At 47.7% G+C, this 24,730-nt stretch carries 16 protein-coding genes; 10 read left to right on the top strand and 6 right to left on the bottom strand.

Going from position 1 to position 24,730, the window contains the following annotated elements; genetic code table 11:
* Positions 1-6: 6 nt before the first annotated feature.
* Both OIM59_RS11675 and OIM59_RS11670 read left to right on the top strand, forming a co-directional pair.
* The gene (locus OIM59_RS11675) at positions 7-2,055 is read left to right on the top strand and encodes a sugar-binding protein (protein WP_303896807.1); all 2,049 of its coding nucleotides are present in this window, start codon (positions 7-9) and stop codon (positions 2,053-2,055) included.
* 14 nt (positions 2,056-2,069) lie between these two features.
* Positions 2,070-3,308: a PNGase F N-terminal domain-containing protein gene (locus tag OIM59_RS11670; protein WP_303896805.1), complete on the top strand. Its 1,239-nt coding sequence runs from the start codon at positions 2,070-2,072 to the stop codon at positions 3,306-3,308.
* A 97-nt stretch (positions 3,309-3,405) separates the two neighbouring features.
* On the opposite strand, the gene OIM59_RS11665 is transcribed toward OIM59_RS11670, so the two are convergent.
* Both OIM59_RS11665 and OIM59_RS11660 read right to left on the bottom strand, forming a co-directional pair.
* Positions 3,406-4,977 carry a S41 family peptidase gene (locus OIM59_RS11665; protein ID WP_303896803.1) on the bottom strand — a complete coding sequence of 524 codons (1,572 nt, stop codon included), beginning with the start codon at positions 4,975-4,977 and terminating at the stop codon, positions 3,406-3,408.
* A gap of 194 nt (positions 4,978-5,171) precedes the next feature.
* Entirely contained in the window at positions 5,172-6,500 is a 1,329-nt protein-coding gene (locus OIM59_RS11660) for an OmpP1/FadL family transporter (protein ID WP_303896801.1), read from the bottom strand.
* A 214-nt stretch (positions 6,501-6,714) separates the two neighbouring features.
* Between OIM59_RS11660 and OIM59_RS11655 the strand changes: the two genes are divergently transcribed.
* Entirely contained in the window at positions 6,715-8,037 is a 1,323-nt protein-coding gene (locus OIM59_RS11655; protein WP_303896800.1) for an MATE family efflux transporter, read from the top strand.
* A 65-nt stretch (positions 8,038-8,102) separates the two neighbouring features.
* A complete protein-coding gene (gene ffh, locus OIM59_RS11650; protein WP_148328319.1) occupies positions 8,103-9,428 on the top strand; it encodes a signal recognition particle protein in 1,326 nt (441 codons plus the stop codon).
* A 71-nt stretch (positions 9,429-9,499) separates the two neighbouring features.
* Here ffh and OIM59_RS11645 read toward each other — a convergent pair whose 3' ends face one another.
* A complete protein-coding gene (locus tag OIM59_RS11645) occupies positions 9,500-10,687 on the bottom strand; it encodes a DUF1343 domain-containing protein (protein WP_303896798.1) in 1,188 nt (395 codons plus the stop codon).
* Between the two features lie 49 nt (positions 10,688-10,736).
* Here OIM59_RS11645 and OIM59_RS11640 point away from each other — a divergent pair, with 49 nt between their 5' ends.
* Both OIM59_RS11640 and OIM59_RS11635 read left to right on the top strand, forming a co-directional pair.
* Positions 10,737-11,273 (top strand): HD domain-containing protein, encoded by a 537-nt coding sequence (locus OIM59_RS11640; RefSeq protein ID WP_299167645.1) that lies wholly within the window; start codon positions 10,737-10,739, stop codon positions 11,271-11,273.
* A gap of 191 nt (positions 11,274-11,464) precedes the next feature.
* A complete protein-coding gene (locus tag OIM59_RS11635) occupies positions 11,465-14,116 on the top strand; it encodes a putative LPS assembly protein LptD (protein ID WP_299167647.1) in 2,652 nt (883 codons plus the stop codon).
* A gap of 2 nt (positions 14,117-14,118) precedes the next feature.
* Here the strand turns inward: OIM59_RS11635 and OIM59_RS11630 are convergent, their stop codons facing one another.
* From OIM59_RS11630 to uvrA, 3 genes are read right to left on the bottom strand one after another with little or no spacing between them, the layout of a single operon-like run.
* Positions 14,119-14,856 carry a nucleotidyltransferase family protein gene (locus tag OIM59_RS11630; protein ID WP_303896796.1) on the bottom strand — a complete coding sequence of 246 codons (738 nt, stop codon included), beginning with the start codon at positions 14,854-14,856 and terminating at the stop codon, positions 14,119-14,121.
* Positions 14,853-16,283: an RNase adapter RapZ gene (locus OIM59_RS11625; RefSeq protein ID WP_303896794.1), complete on the bottom strand. Its 1,431-nt coding sequence runs from the start codon at positions 16,281-16,283 to the stop codon at positions 14,853-14,855. The genes OIM59_RS11630 and OIM59_RS11625 overlap by 4 nt, the downstream gene beginning before the upstream one ends.
* A gap of 12 nt (positions 16,284-16,295) precedes the next feature.
* Positions 16,296-19,073 carry an excinuclease ABC subunit UvrA gene (uvrA, locus tag OIM59_RS11620; RefSeq protein WP_303896792.1) on the bottom strand — a complete coding sequence of 926 codons (2,778 nt, stop codon included), beginning with the start codon at positions 19,071-19,073 and terminating at the stop codon, positions 16,296-16,298.
* 300 nt (positions 19,074-19,373) lie between these two features.
* Between uvrA and OIM59_RS11615 the strand changes: the two genes are divergently transcribed.
* From OIM59_RS11615 to OIM59_RS11600, 4 genes are all read left to right on the top strand, one after another.
* A complete protein-coding gene (locus tag OIM59_RS11615) occupies positions 19,374-20,507 on the top strand; it encodes a hypothetical protein (RefSeq protein ID WP_303896790.1) in 1,134 nt (377 codons plus the stop codon).
* A 251-nt stretch (positions 20,508-20,758) separates the two neighbouring features.
* On the top strand, positions 20,759-21,271 hold the full coding sequence (locus OIM59_RS11610) for an RNA polymerase sigma-70 factor (protein ID WP_303896788.1): 513 nt from the start codon (positions 20,759-20,761) through the stop codon (positions 21,269-21,271).
* Positions 21,272-21,335: 64 nt separating this feature from the next.
* The gene (locus OIM59_RS11605) at positions 21,336-22,157 is read left to right on the top strand and encodes a FecR family protein (protein ID WP_303896787.1); all 822 of its coding nucleotides are present in this window, start codon (positions 21,336-21,338) and stop codon (positions 22,155-22,157) included.
* Positions 22,154-24,730 (top strand): carboxypeptidase-like regulatory domain-containing protein, encoded by a 2,577-nt coding sequence (locus OIM59_RS11600; protein ID WP_303896786.1) that lies wholly within the window; start codon positions 22,154-22,156, stop codon positions 24,728-24,730. The genes OIM59_RS11605 and OIM59_RS11600 overlap by 4 nt, the downstream gene beginning before the upstream one ends.

The following is a 24,730-nucleotide window of genomic DNA, read 5'->3' as shown; positions in this document are numbered from 1 at the left end:
TAGGATATGAAAAAACAAGTAATATGTAGTTTGTTTGCATTGTTAGTAGTGGGACAGCTTTGGGCGCAGAATTTATATACAAGATACGAGCGTATGCTTACGTTGCCCGAAGGTTATGTCTGCTATCGTACAAATGGAAAAATAAAGATTGACGGAAAGTTGGATGAGGCGGATTGGAAGAAAGCGCAACCCACTGCTTCTTTTGTAGACATAAGTGGAAAGGGATTTGCCAAGCCTTGTTATGATACATCTGCCAAAATGTTGTGGGATGATTACTATCTTTATGTGGCTGCCACTTTGCAGGAAGAGGATATTAAGGCAAAGCTGAGTCAGCGGGATACAATCATTTATTACGATAATGATTTTGAGGTGTTTTTAGACCCGGATGGCGACGGACAAAATTATTTTGAAATAGAAACCAACGCAAAGGGAGTCATATTCGATTTGATGCTGGATAAGCCTTACCGTTCGGGGGGTAATTTCATGGTGCAATGGGATTGCCCGGGACTGCAACTGGCTGTGCATCGTGAAGGAACATTGAACAAATCAAACGATAAAGACACACAATGGACGGTAGAAATGGCTATACCTCATAAGGCGTTGACGGTGAATTTCTCCAACCCGGCTAAGGAAGGGAATTACTGGCGTATTAATTTCTCACGGGTGCAGTGGTTGAAGCCCGGACAGCGGGAGGAAAACTGGGTATGGATGCCTACGGGACGAATTGATATGCACATGCCCGACCGTTGGGGATTTTTGTATCTTTCGGATAAAGTAGTAGGAAAAGGTACGGAGGCTTTCAAATATCCTTACAATTGGGCTGCTTATAAATTGTTGTGGGCCATGTTTTATGCACAGCTGGATTATTATGCTAAAGAGAAGAACTATCTGCGTGCCAAAGAAAATTTCTTTTTGACCGATGCGGAGCTCCGCGATTTACCTGTGGGGGCAGAAATATTAGTAGAGGCTACCAGTCGTACATTCTGTATGTCGGTAAGTGTGCCGGAAGAAAAAGTACGTTACGTGGTGGATCAGAATGGGCGGTTTACCTGTGAGGCGATTGTTCCCCGCCAGGTAAAGAACTGGGTCTGGATGCGTATTGATAAAGAAAAAGGGGATGAGTTTTATAAAAACTATTTTGCCTTGATGAAAGAATGCGGTATTAGTGGAGTCATGTTTGAAGGATATGACGAGAACACATACCGGATGTGTAAAGATGCGGGGCTGGAGGCTCATTATTGGAAGTGGACGATGAACCGTAAGGAGGTCCTTGAAGCACATCCTGACTGGTTTGCCGTAAATCGTAAGGGAGAGTCTTGTTATGATAAACCGGCTTATGTGGATTATTATCGTTTTTTGTGCCCGAATCATGAAGGAGTGGCTGAATATTTGGCTGCTGATTATTTGAAAGAAGCGAATCTGCCTTATGTGGATGGGGTACATCTGGATTACGTTCGTTTTCCGGACGTGGTGCTTCCGGTTAGTTTATGGAAGAATTATGGCATTGAGCAGACGGCGGAATTGCCGGAATACGATTATTGTTACTGTGAGGTGTGTCGGAGAATGTTTAAGGAACAGACCGGGAAGGATCCGTTGGAATTGAAATATCCGATGGAAGACCAGTCGTGGATAAACTTCCGCTTGGATGCCATTACGCGTGTGGTGGATAAGATTACGCAGACTCTCAAGGCAGAAGGGAAACAAATCTCAGCAGCTGTATTCCCCGGTCCGTCGATGGCTCGTAAGATGGTGCGTCAGGATTGGGGAGAATGGTCGCTCGATGCATATTTCCCGATGATTTACAATGGCTTTTATTATGAAGGACCGGAATGGATTGGACGTTCGGTCAAGGAAAGTGTACAGACTGTTCATGGAAAAGCGAGGATTTATGCGGGGCTGATGTTTCCGGATATTAAAAATACATTCGAGCAGGCGTTGGATGAAGCTTTTAACAACGGTGCTTCTGGAGTTTCTTTCTTTGACGGTCCGGATGAGGAATACCTTCGTAAATTTAAGGCCTATTTGGACAAGAGAGGTTTGGAGGTTGTAAAATAATCATTTATAAGTATATGAAGATAGTTAGTATGTTTGTTTCCTTGTTCGTAGCCATGAACATCTATGCGGCAGGACATAAGGAACTCCCGGCCAAGGGAGATTTAAACTTGGCGGTGTTTAATAAGGAAAGTATTCGTTTTGCACCGGATGCATATCCCAATTACGCTGAGGCTGATACCAATGGTGTCATTCATCTGGTGAACGGGCGTATCATTCTGAAGAAGATTCAGATACCCGATTACCAACGGGATGTAACGGTGAGTGTGAAAGTGACGGTGGCTTCAAATGGCGACCGATGGGATAAGTCGGGTTCTTGCTTTGTGATTCCCAAACATTCTGCCATCAATCTGTTGAGTATTGCACAGGGAAAAAAGAAGTTTCCGGAAATTGACAGCCTGAAATTGGAGAAGATGGTGGGAATCGTACCTGGAAAGGATTACTTGCCTACGATTGAACTGATGCGTTTCATGACGCCATTTGGGGTGGGATATTACAGTGAGAATGATGATTCGTTGTCCAGCAAGCGCCGTCCGGTCTATATCCCCAAATGGGAGAATTGTGTGCAGTGGGAGCAGGATATCACCGATTTATATCCGGCTTTGAAAGGAGAAGCCTATGTCGGCATTTTTATTGATACTTGGACGAAAGAGGGCTATGTGGCCAGTATGGAGCTGAAGATAAAGGAAACGCCGGTGACCTGTGAGAAACTGGTACGCCGTCATGTAGAGCCCTTGATGAATACGGTGTATTACATCGGGCAGACGTATCCGGATATTTTTGCGCGAAAATCAGTTTCTACCGATTTCGTATTACCGGAGAATGCAAAGAATGTGCGTCTGAAATACATCGTCACCGGCCATGGAGGTCATGAAGGTGGAGATGAATTTGTACAGAAACGAAATATTCTCTCTGTGGATGGGAAAGAGGTCTATAATTTCATTCCTTGGCGGGATGATTGTGCTTCTTTCCGTCGTTTTAATCCCGCTACAGGAGTATGGTTGATCAAACGTCTGGCGGCTTATATCAGTGAGGAAGGCTATAAGACTAAAGAAGTGGAAGAACCCTTGGCTTCCTCCGACTTGTCTCGTTCTAACTGGTGCCCGGGTTCGGATGTGGTGCCGGAGGAAATAAGCTTGAAAGGCTTGAAGGCTGGCAAACATACCTTTACGGTCAGTATTCCTGAGGCACAGCCTGCAAGTGGCAATGAATTGAACCACTGGCTGATTTCTGCATATCTGGTGTGGGATGAATAATCCTTAAAATGTATCTGTATATTTTCTAGAAAAAACAGCCGGCAAGCTCTCTTTACGAGGCTGACCGGCTGATTTTTCCTTATTGAATGTGACAATATTATTGAGCCCCTGCTTTGATAAGCATATCGTGGGCGACTTTTGAAGGTAATGTCAGAATACGTTTTCCAAAAGTCCCGTTTTCTGTCTGGGGTAGTTTACGGAGTCTGGAAACCATACTACGGCTGAGAGTGGTAGATATGGTGCTTTCATCGTATGTGCGCCCGGCTTCGATGAGTGCTTGTTTTAAGAGAGGCTCGTTCACATCCCCTATTGCATAGGGAAGTAGCGGATTGTCTTTTACGGCAATGTCAGGAGTCAGTCCGTCGGGCATGCAAGGCGTTTCGCCAAGTGCGTTCTGATAAATACTTATCATGACGTAAGTTCCCCAATTGTCAAGTTCGGCAGGTGGTTTCACATAGAATTCTTTGGCTGGGACTATGATGCCGGTACAATATTTCCCATGCGACTGGCTTCCGATAAGTTCTATCTGAGTATAAGGCATCAACCCTCCCAAAAGGGCTTCCGAAGCAGATGCCGATCCGGAACTTATCAGGCCATAAATTTTTTCCAACCCGATATTGGCATCTTTGGTATTCACTTTTACAGTTTGCCCTTGATTCTGATATTCAAAATCGGTTTCAAAACGAGATTCCAAATTTATCCCTTCTTCTTGGTAATATTGAGTCAAGGTTTTGTTATAAACTTCTTTCTCAAAAACTTCTTTGTTGGTTACAGCAGACTGGGGAGCAAACACAGAGGCCAGCACCTGTTCTGTAGTTACATATCCTCCTCCGTTGTAGCGTAAGTCGAGGATGAGTTCTTTGACTTGTTCTGCCTTGAATTTACGGCTGATTTCAATGAGCTGAGGGATGGAAGCAAAATCAAAACTGGTGTAGGCCAGATACCCCACTTTTTTACCGTTGAATTCGTAGATGGAGTCGCAAATGATCGGATTTTCATACATGGAAACGGCAGTAAGTGATACTTCCTTGTTTTGGTCGTGAATAGTATAACTTTCCGGCTCCAATAGTCCGAGTGTGACGGTCAGTGTATTACTATAATAGAGATTCTGGTAATTACTGGAATTAATGATGTTGCCATCCAAAGTAAGGAGAATGTCTCCTCGTTTGAGTCCGGCTTTAGCGGCTGGAGAATCTTTGTATACGAAGTTGACTACCCCTATATATTGTTCTCTGCTTACTATATCTGACATATCGTAAAAACTCAAGTTCCATCCAAATGAAGTGGTTGTTCCGTTCATATTATTTGTAAGGGAAGTCATATCGTTGGTGAGCATGGACCATTTGTCTATGTATTTTTCCCCTTCATGGTATCTTATCCGGCTGAATGTTCCGATGGGATCGTTGTTGGTTTCAATGTTCCATTGGTTCAAGTCGTCATGAATTTCCTCGTTCCACAGATAATAAGTTTCTAAAATGTCTTTTCCAAACATGTTGGCATAATAGGTTTCATTGGATATACTTTGAGACGAATCGTCATTTGTATTCTCGTTATTGTCGGATTGGTTGATGGAAGAGTTCTTGTCTTGTGGATCCTCATCCGTACATCCGGTAAATGCAACACTTCCTAGTAAGGTAAATAAAAGTGCCCACGATAGTTTCTTGCTCATAGTTTAATTTTTGAGGGGTTTGTAAGGATATTAGGTCACAAATATATAAAAAGAGAGGAATAAGGGCAATAAATTGTAGCTTTTTTCATAGGTGGAGCCGAAATGTAACAAATTGTCTGAAAGAGGATGTCTGACATAAAAAATCCGCTCCGTATCAGAAATGACTGGATGTATGTGATACGGAGCGGAAAAGTTTAAAATTTATAGTTCAAGCTCAGACCGAAAACTTTGTTGGTACGGTAGTAGACATCTGTTCCGCTGAGTCCGGTACCGTTATAGCTGGCCACTTCTTTGGTATATTTGTCATAGTGCGTCCAAAAATAAGCCACATCGATGCTCCATGCTTGTGTCAGATTTACTCTTGCTCCAAAGCCCAAGGAATATGAGTCACAATAGAAGCTGGTGTCTGTCTGGAATTCATCACTGAGGCCATAATTGGTCCGTTGGTATCCCCCGCTGACGGTCAGCCGTTTGGTGATGTCCCATTCCAGGCCTGCCAGGTATTCATGTGTACCGTGTTTCAGCGTTTTTTGGCGGTCGTTCAGCATGCCTGCATGCTTGTCATCGAAGAAATGATATTCCACCGAAGCACGCAGGTTGGGCAGAATTTCGTATCCGGCGGCTACACTCAGGAAGGCAGGTATGTCGCTTGGTGTCTGCTCACCGTCGGCGTAAGGTTTCATGATGGCTTCCGGAGTACCTGCAGGCACTTCCAGTACATTGGTTTTGTTTTCGATGTTCAGGTTTGTCTTGAATTCGTATTTGGCTGCCAGGTTCCAGCGTCCCAGTTTGGCATCTATCCCGAGGATAGGAGTCAGTCCCCATCCGCTTTGGTCACAGTTCAGTTCCAGGTTAGCCAGTTGGGTACCACCCAGATTTTCTTTCAGGTGCGCTTTCAGGTATCCCTCGTATCCACTGCTTACGTAGTCCATTCGTCCACCTGCAAAAACGCTCAGCCAGTCATTGATTTTATAGCTTAATCCCAGTTGCACTCCGTAAATATACTGCTTGCCGTCCATGGCGGTGTTGATGTCGTACATTTGCGGAGTGACTTTCCCTCCCGTCTGCTGGCTGATCATTCCCATGGCCAGGGCATCAAACATGGGAAGACCGTTGCTGAACGAGGCCTTTCCTCCACCTCCTGTGATGGCGAAGCTGGCAGAAATCACCCATTTGTCTTTTTTATAGAGTCCTTGGAAGCTGGGGATAAGAGGAGCAGAAGCTGTTCCTTTGTACTGACGGTTGGTTCCGACGCCGTCCGCTTGTTGGAAGAGTGGGAACGTAGCATTTATTTCGCGTGTCTGATAAGCACTTTGTCCGGTCAGTGACAGATAGAATCCTTCATGGGGCAGAAAGGAAAGTCCGGCAGGATTACTGTACACACCGTCTATATCAATGGAAGCTCCTCGTGCGACCATACGGAGGAAAGCAGCATGCTGATTGGTATTCGTAAGATAATCTCCCGCAAAAGCCGGGGAGGAAAGAAACAGTGTCGCTGCACTGAGGAAAAGAATTTTTTTCATTCGTTTTAATAGGTTGTTTGTTAGAAATAGGCCGCAAAAATAATTTAAAATTGCGCAGGAACCAACGGAATGTGCAAAAATTATTTTAAATGAAATTGTTTTACTTGAAACGAATAAGGGGGGAGGTGATTTCAGACCTTTTCCTTCGCATCTTGTGCGAAATGTGTATCTTTGCAAAAGTATGCGTTTTTTACTCAATTCTAATCCCTGACGTATGTACACCAATAAAGAAATCTGGCATGTGACCTATCCGATTTTTCTGGGTTTGTTGGCTCAGAATGTGATTAACGTGACCGATACGGCCTTTTTAGGACGTGTGGGTGAAGTGGCATTGGGGGCATCAGCCATGGGAGGATTATTGTATATCTGTGTGTACACCATTGCCTTTGGATTCAGTGTCGGTTCGCAGATTCTGATAGCCCGTCGCAACGGTGAAGGCAATTATCGGGCCGTGGGGCCGGTCATGTGGCAAGGCACGGCTTTCAGTTTCGGAATGGCTGTCTGCCTGCTGGTCTTGATGTATTTTTCTGCCGGACCGTTGATTCGTCTGCTGATTGCTTCCGATTCCATTTATGAAGCGACGTATGAATTTTTTGTCTGGCGTATTTGGGGTTTTCTTTTCGCCTTTGTGAATGTCATGTTCCGGGGATTGTATATCGGGATTACCCGTACCAAGGTACTGACCTTGAATGCGGTGGTCATGGCACTGGTGAATGTGGTGCTGGACTATGGACTGGTTTTTGGAGAATTGGGCTTGCCGGAGATGGGGGTACGTGGAGCCGCATTGGCCTCTGTCATTGCGGAAGCTTCTTCACTGGTGTTTTTCCTGCTATATACCTGCTATAAGGTAGATTTGAAGAAATACGGATTAAACCGTTTCGGACAATTCGACATGGCGATGGTGATGCGAATCCTGCGTATATCCTGCTTCACGATGGTGCAGTATTTTCTGGCCATGGCCATCTGGTTTGTCTTCTTCATGGCACTGGAACGTTTGGGACAGCGGCAGCTGGCAATTGCCAATATTGTGCGCAGTGTGTACGTGGTGTTGCTGATACCCGTGCAGGCGCTGTCCACTTCGGCCAACACGTTGGTCAGCAACCTGATTGGAGCAGGAGGAGTGGCAGGCGTATTGACGTTGCTGCATAAAATTGCCCGCATGTCTTTTTTGATTATGATAGTATGTGTGGCGTTGTGTGTCGCTTTTCCTGAAAGCATTTTGTCGGTTTATACCAATGAAGAAGCTTTGTGGCACGAGTCCGTATCAGCACTGTATGTGGTATGTGGGGCCATGTTGATTTCCTCACTGGCCAATGTGTACTTCAATGGCATATCCGGTACGGGAAACACGCAGGCTGCCTTGGTACTTGAAGTATGTGTGCAAGTGTTCTATGCTCTTTATGTGATAGGGGTAGGTATGGTTTTGCAAGCTCCTGTTGATATCTGTTTCACGACTGAGGTTATTTATTATGTATTGATGCTGACTTTCAGCCTCATTTATCTGAAAAAAGCAAAATGGCAGAACAAAAAGATTTGAGCATACTGATTTTTTTGTAATTTTGCACGCTGGAAAATTTTGATAATAAATAAAAAGCAACATATATGTTCGATAATTTAAGTGAAAGACTGGAACGGTCGTTTAAGATATTGAAGGGTGAAGGTAAAATCACCGAAATCAATGTGGCCGAAACCTTGAAGGATGTCCGTCGTGCCTTGTTGGATGCGGACGTGAATTATAAAGTGGCGAAGAACTTTACCGATACAGTAAAGGAAAAGGCATTGGGACAGAATGTATTGACTGCGGTCAAGCCCAGCCAGCTGATGGTGAAGATTGTACATGATGAGCTGACTACCCTGATGGGAGGAGATACGGCAGAAATCGAGCTGAAGAACCGTCCGGCTGTCATCTTGATGTCAGGTTTGCAAGGTTCCGGTAAGACTACTTTCTCTGGCAAGCTGGCCCGTATGATGAAGGCCAAGAAGAACCGCAAGCCTTTGCTGGTGGCCTGCGACGTATATCGTCCGGCTGCCATCGAACAGTTGAAAGTGCTGGGTCAGCAGGTAGAAGTGCCGGTATACAGCGAACTGGATAGCAAAGATCCTGTGCAGATTGCATTGAATGCCATTCAGGAAGCCAAGGCAAAAGGTTATGATCTGGTGATTGTCGATACGGCCGGACGACTGGCGGTCGACGAACAGATGATGAACGAGATTGAAGCCATCAAGAAGGCCATCAATCCGGATGCGACCCTGTTCGTGGTAGATGCCATGACCGGACAGGATGCGGTGAATACAGCCCGTGAATTCAACGAACGTCTGGATTTCACCGGTGTGGTACTGACCAAGTTGGATGGTGATACACGTGGTGGTGCGGCCCTGTCTATCCGTACGGTGGTCAACAAGCCGATTATGTTTGTCGGTACGGGTGAAAAACTGGATGCCGTTGACCAGTTCCATCCGGCTCGTATGGCCGACCGTATCTTGGGTATGGGTGATATTGTTTCTTTGGTAGAACGCGCACAAGAACAGTATGATGAAGAAGAGGCCAAACGCTTGCAGAAGAAAATCCAGAAGAACCAGTTTGATTTCAATGACTTCCTGACGCAGATTCATCAGATTAAGAAGATGGGTAACCTGAAGGAACTGGCTTCCATGATTCCGGGAGTAGGAAAGGCCATCAAGGATATTGACATTGACGACAACGCCTTCAAGAGCATTGAAGCCATTATCTATTCCATGACACCGGAAGAACGTACACATCCGGAAATTCTGAACGGAACACGCCGTACACGTATCGCCAAAGGTAGCGGTACCAGCATTCAGGAAGTGAACCGCTTGCTGAAACAGTTCGACCAGACCCGTAAGATGATGAAGATGGTGACAGGCAGTAAGATGGCAGGTATGATGCAGAAAATGAAGAAAAAATAATTCTTGAGATTGAAATAATTCAGAAGCGGACAGCAGATTTCTTCCGGAAAGAGACTGCTGCCCGCTCTTTTTTATTCATACAGTAAATATTTTTGACGGATAGAACGATAGGCGTGCAAGTCTTTTTCCCATGTCTGTCGGATTTCTATTTCGGTTTTTCCTTGCAGGATGTTCTTGCGTACTTGTGAGGTTCCCATCAACAGGTCGAACCATTTGGGACGAGTAAAGAACCGTTTGGCGGCATCTGGATAGAGGGATTGGTAGGCCCGGTAGAATTGGATGACGTATTGCAAGGAAAAGCCTTGAGGGAGCTGGTCTGCTGCACGTAAATCTATTCCGTAGCAGGTGCGGTCGCAGTGCAGGGGGTGCTTGTCGAATCCTTCCAGTGCTTTGGGTGTGAAATGGAAGGAAAAGGCTTTGCGCAAATCGGGTGAGCCGGCTACCTGGAACGGGAACAGGGTACCTCTTCCTACGCTCACTGCAGTACCCTCAAAAGGGCAGAGGGAAGGATAGAGTGCAATGGAAAGGTCATTGGGAAGATTGGGGGAGGGCTTCACCGGAAGCGAATACGGTTGTCCGTGTTTCCAGCCTTCCACGGGGATGATGCGCAAGAAGCATTGCAGCTGGTGCCCCAGCCATCCTTCCCCATTGATCATCCGGGCCAGTTCGCCCAGCGTACAGCCGTGAAGCACCGGGATAGGAAGCATGCCCACAAAACTTTTATAGGCTTTTTCTCGTACCGGGCCGTCTACGTAGTCGTATGGATTCGGACGGTCCAGCACAATCAGTTCCTTATGATTCTCTGCACAGGCTTGCATCACGTAATAAAGTGTACTTAGATAGGTATAGAACCGGGCACCTACATCCTGCATGTCGAAAACCAACACATCCGTACCTGCCAGTTGGGAGGGAAGCGGTTTCTTGTTTTTCCCGTAAAGAGAACGGATGGGGACTCCCGTGCGGAGGTCTTTCCCGTCGTTGACACTTTCTCCGGCATCGGCCTCTCCCCGGAATCCGTGTTCCGGTGCAAACACCTGCACGATTTTGAGGTAGGTAGACAGGGTGTCCAGCAGATGGGCTTTTCCACAAAGTGAGGTGTGATTGACGACGAGCGAAACCCGTTTTCCTTCCAGTAACGGAAGTAATTTATCCAGTTGGTCGGCCCCGTTGCGCACGGTGGCTTGTCCCTGCAGGGCTCCAAACCAGAGACAGCATAGCCCCAGTATGTAATTCAATCGGAATCTTTTCGTGTAACTCATGGATTTTTTATAGATTTGTGAGACTTTTTACAAATATAGCACCTTTATGATGAATCCACTTGCATTGATAGACAAATATTATCCGGTAGAAAATGAGTTGAGACACATTCTGCTGGTACACAGCCGTTCAGTGGCCGATAAGGCACTGGCCATGGCCCGGAAACATCCGGAACTGAATCTGGATTTGAATTTTATTGAGGAGGCCGCCATGTTGCACGACATCGGGATTTTCGAGACCGATGCCGATGGCATTTATTGTTTTGGTAAATATCCCTATATCTGCCATGGTTATCTGGGAGCAGAGCTGGTGGCGCGTGAAGGGTATCCGCGTCATGCGCTGGTGTGCGAGCGGCACACAGGGGCGGGATTATCCTTGCAGGCCATTCTTAAACAGAATCTGCCGATACCTCACCGCGATATGGTTCCTGTCAGTCTGGAGGAACAGATTATCTGTTTTGCGGATAAGTTCTATTCAAAAACCAAACTGGATAGGGAGAAGAGCGTGGAAAAAGCCCGTAAAAGCATTGAGAAACATGGCGACGAAGGTCTCACCCGTTTTGATGCCTGGTGTAAACTCTTCTTATAGAACTAAAAATACATAAATAAGAAAGGGTTTGGCGTTTATTTATCGGATAATGCTTACTTTTGCACCGCATATTGCGTAAGAAAACGGTAATGACATCATTTAAAAGAACCACATATTTACTGCTATCCTTGTTCGTTTTTGGCTTTTTCTGCTCATTCTATGCCGAAGCGCAGCGTGTGAGAGGAAAACGTATGCGGGGAGGGGACCGAAATTCTGTGACGGCCGATTCTCTTCAGCGGGATTCATTGGCGATGGATTCGCTGGGAATAGATACTTTGGCCGCAGACACAGCCAAGAAGAAGGAGCCGCTGGATGCCCCTGTCATTTACGAGGCCAGCGATTCCATTGTCTTTACCAAGGGAGGCTATGCGCATCTTTATGGGGAGGGAAAAGTCAATTACCAGAACATCGAACTGACTTCGGCAATCATCTCCATGAATATGGACAGTAGTACGGTCTATGCAAGAGGCGTGGCCGATACGACGGGAGTGGAGAGTGGTACGCCGGTATTCAAGGATGGAGAGACCCCATACGAATCCAAGACTATGCGCTATAACTTCAAGACGAAGAAAGGATTCATCAACAACATTGTCACACAGCAGGGTGAAGGGTATGTAACCAGTAAGAAAGCTAAGAAAGGTGCAAATGATGAGATTTACATGGGGGAAGGGATGTATACTACCTGTGATAATCCTGATCATCCGCACTTCTATCTGAAGATGTCCATGGCGAAGGTCCGTCCCAAGAAAAATGTAGTATTTGGTCCGGCCCAACTGGTGGTGGAAGATGTACCTCTGCCCATTGCCGTTCCGTTCGGATTTTTCCCTTTCAACAGCAGCTATTCTTCCGGTTTCATCATGCCGACGTATGGAGATGAAATGAACCGTGGTTTCTATTTGCGTGATGGAGGATATTATTTTGCCATCAGCGATAAGATGGACTTGAAGGTGTTGGGCGAAATCTTTACCAAAGGGTCATGGGGACTTTCTGCTGCATCCAACTATAACAAACGCTACAAATACAGCGGCTCTTTCAATGCCAGTTACCTGGTGACGAAGACGGGTGAGAAGAACATGCCCGACTATTCGGTGTCGAAGGACTTCCGTATCCAGTGGAGTCACCGGCAGGATGCAAAGGCCAATCCGAACAGTTCGTTCTCGGCCAGCGTGAATTTTGCTACCAGCAGTTACGACCGTTCCAGTTTGAGCAGCTTGTACAATCCACAGCAGTATGCCCAAAATACCAAGGCTTCCAGTGTGAGCTACTCCCGTAACTTCCCGGAAATCGGTTTGAATATTTCGGGAGCGTTCAATATCACGCAGAACACGCGTGACTCTTCGTTGAGTATGACACTTCCGGATGTCAATATTTCGTTGAACCGTATTTATCCGTTTAAGCGGAAAAAGTCTGCGGGCGATGAACGCTGGTATGAGAAGATTTCGTTGCAATATACCGGAAGTATCACGAACTCTATCAGCACGAAGGATAATCTGCTTTTCAAGACGCCGCTGACACAGTGGAGGAACGGTATGCAGCATAAGATTCCGGTTTCGGCTACGTTCAACTTGTTCAAATACATCAACATCGTGCCTTCGTTCAACTATACGGAACGTTGGTATCTGAGTAAGGTGAAGCAGAGTTATGACCCCAGTCCGGCTTCCAGTGACCATGTGCGCCGGGATACTATCAATGGTTTTAACCGTGTGTACGACTATAACCTGTCTTTGCAATTGAATACCAAACTGTATGGTATGTATAAGCCGTTGTTTATGAAGAGCAAGGAAATTCAGATTCGCCATGTCTTTACGCCGACGGTCAGCTATACCTATACTCCGGATTTCGGAAAAGCACGTTACGGGTATTACGACACCTATACTTATACAGACGAAGATGGAGAAGTACGTACAGTGGAATATTCACCGTATGACGGAGCTGTGTATGGGGTACCGGGAAAGAACATGTCACAGAATATCAGTTTCTCGGTGGACAATAATCTTGAAATGAAGATGAAGTCGGATAAGGATACTACCGGTTACAAGAAAATCAGTCTGATTGACCAGTTGGGAGCTTCTCTTTCTTATGATGTGGCCAACAAGCGGTGGAGTGATTTGAGCATGAATCTTCGTCTGAAGCTGACTAAGAGTTATACCTTCAATATGAATGCTTCTTTCGCTACGTATGCCTACCAGTTTGATGAAAATGGTAATGTCGTGGTTGGTGACCGTACGGAGTGGTCTTACGGACGCTTCGGACGTTTCCAGGGATACAGCGGTTCGTTCTCTTATACCTTGAACAACGATACCTTTAAGAAGCTCTTCGGCAAGAAGGATGAAACTGAAGACAAGAACAAGAAGAAAAAGGAAGATTCGGAAGACGAGGAAGAGGATACGGAGGAAAGCGAGAATCAGAATAATAACTCCAATATGCGAAAGACGGAAAAGGCTTCTGTCGATTCAGACGGTTACTTGGCCTTTAAATTCCCCTGGAGCATCAGCTTGAGTTACAGTTATAGCATTCGCGAAGACCGTACGAAGAATATCAATATCAAGAAGATGCGGTATCCGTATTCACTGACCCATTCATTGAACGTGTCGGGTAACTTCAAGATTGGTAGTCGTTGGAACATGACCTATGCCACCGGATATGATTTTACTACAAAGGAAATGTCTATGACAACCTTGAACATTACCCGCGACTTGCACTGTTTCAATATGAGCTGTGGATTGGTGTTCGGTCCGTTCACTTCCTACAACTTTTCTATCCGTGCCAACTCCAGTATGCTGACCGATGCCCTGAAGTGGGACCAGCGAAGCAATACGGGTAGTTCTGTTACGTGGTATTAATGTCAATGCTGTAGAAATTCTTCGGCCCGGGCCAGCGTGTCCGGTTTGCCGATGTCAATCAGCTGCAAATCTTCCTTCACGCATCCGCCGAGCGCGAGCTGCTGGCAGGTATGCAGGTAAAAATCCATGATGGGAAACTTGCCGTTCCATTGTTCTCCTTCCATATAATGAAACAGCTCCGGTGAAATCACATGGATGCCGCTGAACGCATATTCGCGGTATTTTCCCGGTTCATATACCAATCCTTCCGGTTTGGTCTGCAGGGTGTCTTTGTGAATCCAGCCCTTCAGGCGGTTGTCTGTATCGAACAGCAGGTAACGTGAAGTCTTGCGCGGGCTGACCAGCAGGGTGGCCAGATTCTGGCTTTTCCGGTGGAACTCGTAGACTTCTTTCAGGTCGGCATTCGACAGGATGTCCACATTGTGTACCAAGAAGGGTTCCGTTCCCGTGAAGAAAGTCGCCGCTTTCTTGATACCGCCTCCCGTATCCAGTAACATTTTGCGTTCGTCACTGATGTGGATGGTCAGTCCGAAATCCTGATTGGCTTTCAGAAAATCGAGAATCTGTTCCCCGAAATGATGGATGTTGATGACCAGTTCGGTAAATCCCGCTTCTTTCAGTTTGAGAATCACATGCTCCAGCATGGGGTGTCCGGCCACCGGCACCAAGGCTTTGGGAGTATGGTCGGTCAGCGGTTTGAGCCGGGTACCCAGTCCGGCGGCAAATATCATGGCTTTCATTTGGCTTTCAGTAATTGGTCTATTTGTTGTTCCCGATGAATCAGGTGTACGTTGATTTTGAATTTCTCATGCAGGTGTTCAGCCGTGTGCTGTGCGGAATAAACCGAACGGTGCTGTCCTCCGGTACAGCCGAAGCAAATCATCAGGTGTGAGAACCCCCGTTCCAGAAAACGCTGTACGTGGGCATCCACCAAGGCATCGGTGTGGCGCAGGAACTCCGTGATTTCTCCGTCTTTTTCCAGAAACTCGATGACCGGTGCATCCCGTCCCGTGAGCGACTTGTACTGCTCGTAGCGTCCGGGGTTGTGTACGGCTCGGCAGTCGAACACGTACCCTCCGCCGTTTCCGCTTTCGTCTGTCGGAATCCCTTTTCGGTAGGAGAAACTCATCACTGTGACCGTCAGGTTGCGGCGGTTGCGGACAACGGCAAACTGTTTCAGTTCCGTCATGCGCTGCAACACTTCGCAGAGATAAGGATATTCCGGGAAACCTTCCTGCAACAGCTGGCGCAGGTTCTCGATGGCGAAAGGAATGCTTTCAATGAAATGGGCCTTCTTCTCAAAATACCCTCGGAATCCGTAGGCACCCAGTACCTGCAGCGTGCGGAACAGTACGACATGGCGCAGACGGGACAGAAATTCCGACTTTTCTATTTGCTTGTACGGGTGAAGGGCCTCCAGGTATTCGTCAAGCAGTTCCCGGCGCAGACTGTCCGGATAGTTGGCTTTTGCCTGCCAGAGGAAAGAAGCCACGTCGTAATAAATCGGCCCTTTCCGTCCTCCCTGAAAGTCTATCAGGAAAGGCTCTCCGTCTTTTACCATGATGTTCCGGCTTTGGAAATCGCGGTACATGAATACCGGTTGGGTTTCCATGCTTCCCATCAGGGTCTGGCAGAGGGCATCGAAGTCATCTTCCAGCAAATCTTCCCGGAAATCTATGCCCGTCGCTTTCAGAAAACAATATTTGAAGTAGTTCAAGTCCCACAGGATGCTTCTATGGTCAAATTCTACCGCCGGATAGCATCTCCCGAAATCCAGCCCTTGTGCCCCTTCAAACTGCACACGGGGTAACAGCCGGATGGCCTTTTTCAACAGGTTCCGTTCTGTTTCGTCAAATTCTCCCGTCTCTCTTCCGTGGGCGATGAGCTGGAACAGGGAATCCGTTCCCAAATCATCTTGCAGGTAGCAGAGTCCGTCGTCGGAAACGGCATGCACTGCCGGCACGGGTAAATGCTGTGCCTGAAAATGACGCGACAGGTAGATGAAGGCTTCGTTCTCTTCGCGCGAAGTACCGCACACCCCGATGAGGGTCGGGCTGTCCTTCAGACGGTAATAGCTTCGGTTGGAGCCGGCTCCCGGCAGTGCCTCTATGCTTTCAGGGGCATGCCCGGTCAGTTGGCTGTATAGGGTTTCAAGTATTTGAGTCATGTAGTTGATACGTTAAGATTGCGGATTGAGTTTCTCGGCCAGGTATTGCCCCGTATAGGAAGCCGCACATTGGGCCACCTCTTCCGGCGTACCGGCCACTACCAGGTTGCCTCCCTTGTCTCCCCCTTCCGGTCCGAGGTCGATGACATAGTCGGCGCACTTGATGACATCCATGTTGTGCTCGATGATGACCAGGGTATGTCCCCGGCTGATGAGGGCGTCGAAGGCCTCCAGCAGTTTCTTGATGTCGTGGAAGTGCAGACCTGTGGTCGGTTCGTCGAACACGAAGATGGTAGGCTGTGCTTTTTCGATGCTGAGGAAGTAGGCCAGTTTCACGCGTTGGTTTTCTCCTCCGGAAAGGGTAGAAGAGGACTGTCCCAGCTTGATGTAGCCCAGCCCCACATCCTGCAACGGACGCAGTTTCTTGACAATCTTCTTCTGGTTGTGTTCCGTGAAGAACTCGATGGCCTGGTTGACCGTCATTTCCAGTACGTCGTAGATGTTTTTTCCTTCGAACTTCACTTCCAGTGTGTCGTTCTTGAAGCGTTTGCCGTGGCAGGATTCGCACTCCAGCACCAAGTCGGCCATGAACTGCATTTCTACCGTCACCGTACCTTCTCCCTTGCATTCTTCGCAGCGACCGCCTTCCGTGTTGAACGAGAAATAGCCTGCGCTGTATCCCATTTGCTTGGCCAGCGGCTGGTCGGCAAACAGTTTCCGGATTTCATCGTACGCCTTGACGTAGGTCACCGGATTGCTTCGGGAAGATTTCCCAATCGGATTCTGGTCTACAAATTCAATGTCGTTCACCTGATGGATGTCGCCGCCCAGTGAGACAAATTCGCCCGGACGTTCGCTCGACTCACTGTATTCCCGCTTCAGGGCTTTGTAGAAAATGTCGCGCACCAGCGTACTCTTTCCGGAACCGCTGACACCCGTCACCACCGTCATCACGTTGAGCGGGAAGCGTACGTCGATGCCTTTCAGGTTGTTCTCGCGGGCCCCCTTGATTTCGATGTAGTTGTTCCACGGGCGGTGGCTGGCAGGTGGGTCGATGGTTTCTTCTCCCAGCAGGTATTTCACGGTATAGCTGTCGCTGCCTTTGTGCAAGTCTTTCATGTCGCCCTGATATACCACCTGTCCGCCCAGTCGTCCGGCTTTCGGACCGATGTCGATGATGTAATCGGCTGCACGGATAATTTCTTCGTCATGCTCCACTACTACCACCGTGTTGCCCAGCTGTTGCAACTGGCGCAGCACCTTGATGAGGCGGGTGGTGTCGCGGCTGTGCAATCCGATGCTCGGTTCGTCGAGGATGTATAATGAGCCCACCAGACTGCTTCCCAGCGAGGTAGCCAGGTTGATTCGCTGGCTTTCCCCTCCGGAGAGCGAGTTGCTCAACCGGTTCAGAGTCAGGTAGCCCAGTCCCACATCCGACAGGAAGGTCAGGCGGTTCTTGATTTCACTCAACAACCGTTGTGCCACGAGAGTGTCGTGGGCATCCAAGGTCAAGGTACGGAAAAACTCCTGCAACTGGGTAATCGGCATTTCCACCAGTTCCGAGATGTTCTTTCCGCCTACCCGCACGTAGCTGGCTTCCTTTTTCAGTCGGCTGCCATGACAAGTGGGGCAGGTCGTTTTTCCCCGGTAGCGGGCCAGCATCACGCGATACTGTATCTTGTATTGGTTTTCCTCCAGCATCTTGAAGAAAGAGTCGATGCAGACCTTCTCTCTCGGTCCGTGCCAGAGGTAATCCTTCTGTTCCTGCGTCAGTTCATAGTACGGTGTGAAGATGGGGAAATCGTGGGCCGGCGCTTCCCGCAGGAACTCGTTCAGCCATTCTCCCATTTTCTCGCCCCGCCAGCAGAGCACGGCCCCGTCGTACACACTCAGTGCCCGGTTGGGGATTACCAGATGTTCATCGATACCGATAATCTTGCCGAAGCCTTCGCACGTAGGACAAGCTCCCAGCGGCGAGTTGAACGAGAACATCTGGTCGTTCGGTTCTTCAAACTTGATGCCGTCAGCCTCAAATTTTGTGCTGAACACATGCAGGCGGGTGTCGTCCGACATGTAAAAACGGAGCATGCACGTGCCGTCGCCTTCGTACATGGCCGTTTCGGCAGAATCCGTCAGTCGGCTGATGGCATCCTTGCTGTCGTCGCAGCTCATACGGTCTACCAGCAGATACACCTTGTCGCTCTCGTGGTAAGTATAGTCCTCAATGCGTACCATTTCGCCGTCCACTTCCAGTCGGGTGAATCCCTGCTTCATGTCCATGTCCAGCTGTTCCGCCACGGTTCTTCCGTCGCGGGGAAGGATGGGGGTCAGCACCGTGTAGCGTGTACCCTTCGGATACGACAGCATGCAGTTCACGATGTCTTCCACGCTGTCCTTCTTCACCAGTTGTCCGCTCACGGGCGAATAGGTTTTTCCCACCCGTGCGAAAAGCAGGCGCAGGTACTCATAAATCTCGGTCGATGTGCCTACGGTAGAACGCGGGTTGCGGCTCGTCACCTTCTGTTCGATGGCGATGGCCGGCGGGATACCCTTGATAAAGTCACATTCCGGTTTGCTCATACGTCCGAGAAACTGGCGGGCGTAGGCAGACAGGCTTTCCACATAACGTCTTTGCCCTTCGGCATACAGCGTGTCGAATGCCAGCGACGACTTTCCCGAACCGGACAGTCCGGTAATGACTACCAGCTTGTTGCGGGGGATACGTACGTCGATGTTTTTCAGGTTATTCACCCGGGCACCCTTTATGGTAATAAAATCATTTTCTGACATGTGTCTCTTCTTGTTAGATGAACGTGCGAAGTTACGAAAAATAGCTGGAATTATCAAAGCGAATACTTCCGTACGGAAAGAAGTCTTTTACGTTTTCCGGTGCGGAACCGTATGTTTTCCTTGCGCGAAACGTAGGTTTCCGCATCGGGAAACGTAGGTTTCACGCAAGGAAAACATAGAAAGTGCTTTGAGGTGGAGAGAAAGAGGTGGGGGCGTTTAATTCTGTCAACCGATTTTTGGATTCAAAAAAAGTATCTATATTTACTCGGCCAAATAAATCTGATTGGAAAGAGGTAAACTATGAGAAGAAATCTAGTGGATATGAATCGCGTGGGTCTCCTTATTATGCTTTTAGTGGGGGGGATCGTCTTGTCTTGTTCCCGACAGGACAAGGTGGTAAGTCCCGTTTTCCGTCTTGAAGGAACCGTCATACCTGCCGACTCGTTACAGAATGGTTATGTAGTCATCCATGCGGATACCAATGAAATTCTTATCGAAGCTTCCAAGGAATCGTTCTTCGTGGAGGCGTATGAACTGACGGGAGACAGTGCTCACCTTTCTCACCGCTACGGTAAGCGTGGAGGGGGACCGAATGAATTGATGGAGGCCAATTCGATATACTACCACCAACCCACACGAAATATGTTGCTCTACAGCAGCAACGATATGGGTGCACAACTCATTAATCTTGATACCTACGACACGCGACCCATCCATGCTTTCAGGCAGAACAATGCACTGTGGCTGATGAAAACGGAATTCATTAACGATAGTACTTTACTTACGGCTTGTGTCGTTCCTAATCCTAAGAATACGGAACCAGATTGGTTCAAGTTACTGCACCTGACCACTGGACAGCTGACTGACATAGAAGGTTTTCTGCCTGAGGACGGATTCGATGGTCCTTTAATGACCAAGCAGTGGATTTACAACTCCTCGGCGCGCATGAAGAAACATCCCCATAGAAACCGCTTTATATATGGATGCGACGAAGGATTGTATGCCGAAATTTTTGACTTGGAAGGTAACCGGATTGTTAATCGGAAAATCATACTTGACCAATATCCGTCGTACCATCCTGGGGCGGACGGCGTCAGCCCGGAGGGTGCACCCGACCGTCAATTGTGTGGATTTAAGGTTTCTGTGACGCCCCGATACATATATATACTTCTGAACAGGTATACGAAAGGTGATTTACGCGCCATCAGTCGGGGAGAAACACCTGAGCAGTTCAAAGGTCCGGGTAAAGGAATAAGTTTCAGTGAAGAGGTGCTTGTATTCGATTGGGAGGGATGCTTATGTGGCAAATTGAATTTAACCCCTTTTGTTGTCAACATCGCCGTAACGGAAGATGACAGCACCCTTTACGGCATCACGGAGTCGGAAAACTACGAGCCGGTTTTGGTCCGATACACCTGTCCGGAGATTCCCTGATTCATTGGCTAAATTGCCGGCCACTTGTATATTTTTAGGAATATAATTCTTCTGTCACCCATTTTTCGATGCTGCGTGTACGATGGCTGAAGTTTACTCCCAGTTTGTAGACCTTTCTCGTATCGTTACTTAAAGAATGTATAAAAGAATGTCCTTGTGTTTAAATATAATAAAAGACGAGTCCTTTCATAGTGGTAAACTTTCGATTCTGAGTTTTCCTAAAAATGCGAATCTATCAATTACATTGGGACATGGACATCAATACAAAAATATTCAGAGAGCATTTCCTTCAATATTACCGTCCGCTTTGTCTGTTCGCACTTCATTACCTGAAAGATATTGATGATGCGGAAGATACGGTACAGGACTGTTTCATGGAACTGTGGAGGCGGAAGGACAGGGGAGTGGATACAAATGGCCTTAAATCGTACCTGTATGCCATGGTGAGGAACCGATGCATAGACATTTTGAAGAAAGATTCATTGATTGACAGCAACGTGCAGTCCTCCGACCTTGAAGAAATCCTTTCGGACGAAGAATGTGAAGAATGGGCTTACGATGAGGCCCGTATATGGACGGCCATAGACTCTTTGCCGGAAAAGTGCAGGGAAGTGTTTCTGCTGGCCAAGAAGGAGGGGTTGAAATACGAGGAAATAGCCGTCAGAATGGGTATCTCTGTCCATACGGTGAAGAACCAGATGAGCAAGGCAATTAAAACCGTAAAAGCAGGAGTGCAAAAGGTATATCTGTTCTTTTTCGGATAATTTTTTGTTTCCGGCATAGGATTTTCTGCCGGACATTCAGTCTTAGCTAAAAACACATTTCCTTATGAAAGATAAAGAAGAAAGAAAACTCCAGTTTGTCCTTCGGTATTACACATACGGGAAACTGGATACCCAGAAGGCCTTGCGAAAAATGATGGGCGAGGGACAATCCCATCCGTCTGGCAGGCGCTGGATGTATTTTTCGGGTATAGCCGCGGCGATATTCCTTTGTATTGTGGGGCATCATATCCTGTGGGATGGAAAGAAACCTCATACCGTGTGTATCACGGCAGAGGCAGGAGTGACCCGGCATTTTCTGCCGGACAGTACACTGCTCATTCTTTCCCAAGGGGCCACGGTGGCATACGATGCGGATACATACGGAAAAGAATGCCGGGCAGTGAGCCTGTCCGGGAAGGTGTATTTTTCCGTTCGAAGGAATGTACATTCTCCTTTCCTGGCCACGAGCAACTATGCCCAGGTGAAAGTACTGGGTACCGAGTTTGAAGTGGACGAATCCAGACAGGACACGGCTACCCGGGTGTATGTAAAATCCGGTAAGGTAGTGTTCAAGGCCCGATACGGCAAAGACGGGATTATCCTCACGAAAGACATGTGCGGCATGCTGGCCCATGGCGACGAAATGCCGGTGGTGAGCCGTCCGGCTTTTCCCAATCCGTCGGCATGGGCAACGGGTAAATTCATTTACCGGAACACTCCGATTGAGGAGGTCCTCAAAGAACTTTCCCTTTATTATGGCACGCCCTTGTACTCGTCGGCACATTACCGGACAATAACGGGCGAGTTCAAGGCGGATAGTCTGGAGGAAATCATCACGTTGATTGAAAAGACACTGGATATAAAAATCACAAAGAAAAGCAGATGAAAACAAGCATCCTACCCTTATTTTTTCTGGCCTCTTTGATGAATGCCTTATCCCTGTATGCACAGCATCGGGTCACAATTGAAGACCTGATGGAACAGGTGAAACAAGTCTATCCGGTCAGCTTTGTGTACGATGCTTCTATCAAACTCGACATTCCTTATGCCGGTAAGCATCTTGATATGACCGGTTTGGAAAGTGCCCTTTCCACCCTGTTCGAGCATACAGGCATCCAATGGGAGGTGAACGGCGAGTATGTGATACTTAAAAAACAGTCTTCCTATACGTTAAGCGGATACGTTTATCAGGAAAACGGAGAGACGGTAATCAATGCCACCGTGTGGGACATCACCTCCCATACAGGAACACTGACCAACGAGCACGGTTTTTACAGCCTGACCTTGAGTGAAGGAACCCACAAAATCCGATTCTCGCACATCGGCAGCGGAGAACTGCTGGAAGAGATTACGTTGAAGGGAAATAAAACAAAAAATATTTGGCTGAAATCGGATTACCAAATCGAGGAGGTGGTCGTGACCGCCGATTTGAATTCTCCTTTATACACCACCCAGACAGGGAAGGTGTCGCTTACGGCAAAGGATTTTGTGAACGGAAACAACTTTATGAGTTCGCCCGATGTCGTGAAGAAACTTCAAAGTCTCTCGGGAGTAGCCAGCGGGACGGAACTTATCTCCGGATTGTACGTGCATGGCGGCAACAACGATGAAAACCTGTTTCTGCTGGACGGTACTCCCTTGTATCAGGTGAACCATGCCGGAGGACTGTTTTCTGCATTCAATACAGACATTATCAAGAATATCGATTTCTATAAGAGTGGCTTCCCGGCCCGTTACGGCGGAAGGCTTTCTTCGGTGGTCGATGTACGTACCAATGACGGAAACATGAAGGAGTACCGGGGCAGTTTCACGCTGGGACTACTGGAAGGAAGAATACAGTTTGAAGGACCGATTGTGAAGAACCGTACTTCGTTCAATGTGGCCCTGCGCCGTACGTGGATGGACTTGCTCACGGCTCCGGCTCTCGCCATCATAAACTCCAGTCGTCGGAACAAGCAGAATCTGCGGTATGCGTTTCATGACCTCAATGCAAAGGTAACCCATATCTTTTCGGAAAAAAGCCGTGCGGATATCAGCCTTTATTCGGGAAATGACCTTTTCAAGTTCAGGCATAAAGAATACCTGTTTGACCCGGAGCCGACCAATGTAGACAAGTTCACTCTACAGTGGGGAAACTTCACTGCATCCGCCAACTGGAAATATATTTTCTCGCACAAGATATTTGCCAATGTTACAGGGGTTTATACCCGTAATCAGTCAAACTTCAATTACCTGAGTGAAGAGCGGTTGGGGTATATTGAAGGAACGAAGGGAGCCATTGTGAAAGAGCAGCGCAATCGTTCCACCATCCATGATTTCGGCTACCGGATGGAGTTTGACTTTCGTCCGAATGTTTGGAATCACATCCGTTTCGGCTCCAACTATATGCGCCATCTTTTTGTGCCCCAGAATTATTATTCCAAGTATGACGATGCTTCTCAAAATACGCTGACTGACCAAATCTCCAGCCGGTACAGGAGCAATGAATTCACGCTTTATGCAGAAGATGACCTGTCGGTAGGTAAAAGCGTGAAGCTGAATGGAGGGATACATTACACATTGTTTGGCATATCGGGTACGAAATATCATTCGATAGAGCCGCGTGCGGCAATTAACCTTAGACTGTGCGACAAGGCCAGTCTGAAGGTTTCGTACACGGAGATGAGCCAGTTCATGCACCAGCTTTCGGCCACTTACCTGAACCTGCCCACCGACTATTGGGTGCCTTCCACCGCGCGCATTACGCCGATGAAATCGCAGCAATATGCCGCAGGAGTCTACGGCAAACTGCCGTATGGCATCCGGTGGAGTCTGGAGGGATTCTATAAGACCATGGACAACTTGATAGAATATGACGGCAGCAGTGGCATGCTTAACCCGGCGGCAGACCGGTGGGAGAACGAGGTGAGAACCGGAAAAGGAAAAGCCTACGGGATGGAGACCGATGTCAGTTACAGCCATGGGAAGACCTCGGTCGATGCCTCCTACACCTTGTCGTGGAGCAAGCGGTATTTCCCGGATTTCTATCCTGCATGGTATCCCGACAAGTTCGACAACCGGCATAAATTCTCCGTGCATATCTCGCATAAGTTCAATGAACGGATCGATGCATACGCCTCGTGGAACTATCGGAGCGGGAACCGTATTACCCTTCCGTCGCAACAGGTGGATGCTCCTGTCCTACCGGGAGTGGAAAGAACAAATGAAGAGATGCTGGTGTACGAGATGCCCAACAATGTCTCCCTTCCGGCTTATCACAGATTAGATGTAGGAATAAATTTCCGCAAAACCACGAAAAGAGGTTTCGAGCGCATCTGGAATGTCAGTCTGTATAATGCGTATTGCCGGATGAACCCGCTCTATGCCACCGTACAGCAAAATCCGGACGGTACGTTTGTGGGAAAAGCCCACGGAGTGTTTCCTGTCATACCGTCCTTCAGTTACACACTTAAATTTTAA

The sequence above is a fragment of the Bacteroides mediterraneensis genome, from assembly GCF_025993685.1.
In the GTDB taxonomy this organism is placed as follows: domain Bacteria; phylum Bacteroidota; class Bacteroidia; order Bacteroidales; family Bacteroidaceae; genus Phocaeicola; species Phocaeicola mediterraneensis_A.
Note: the sequence above shows the minus strand (reverse complement) of the source record. Positions and strands in the feature narration are given on the sequence as shown.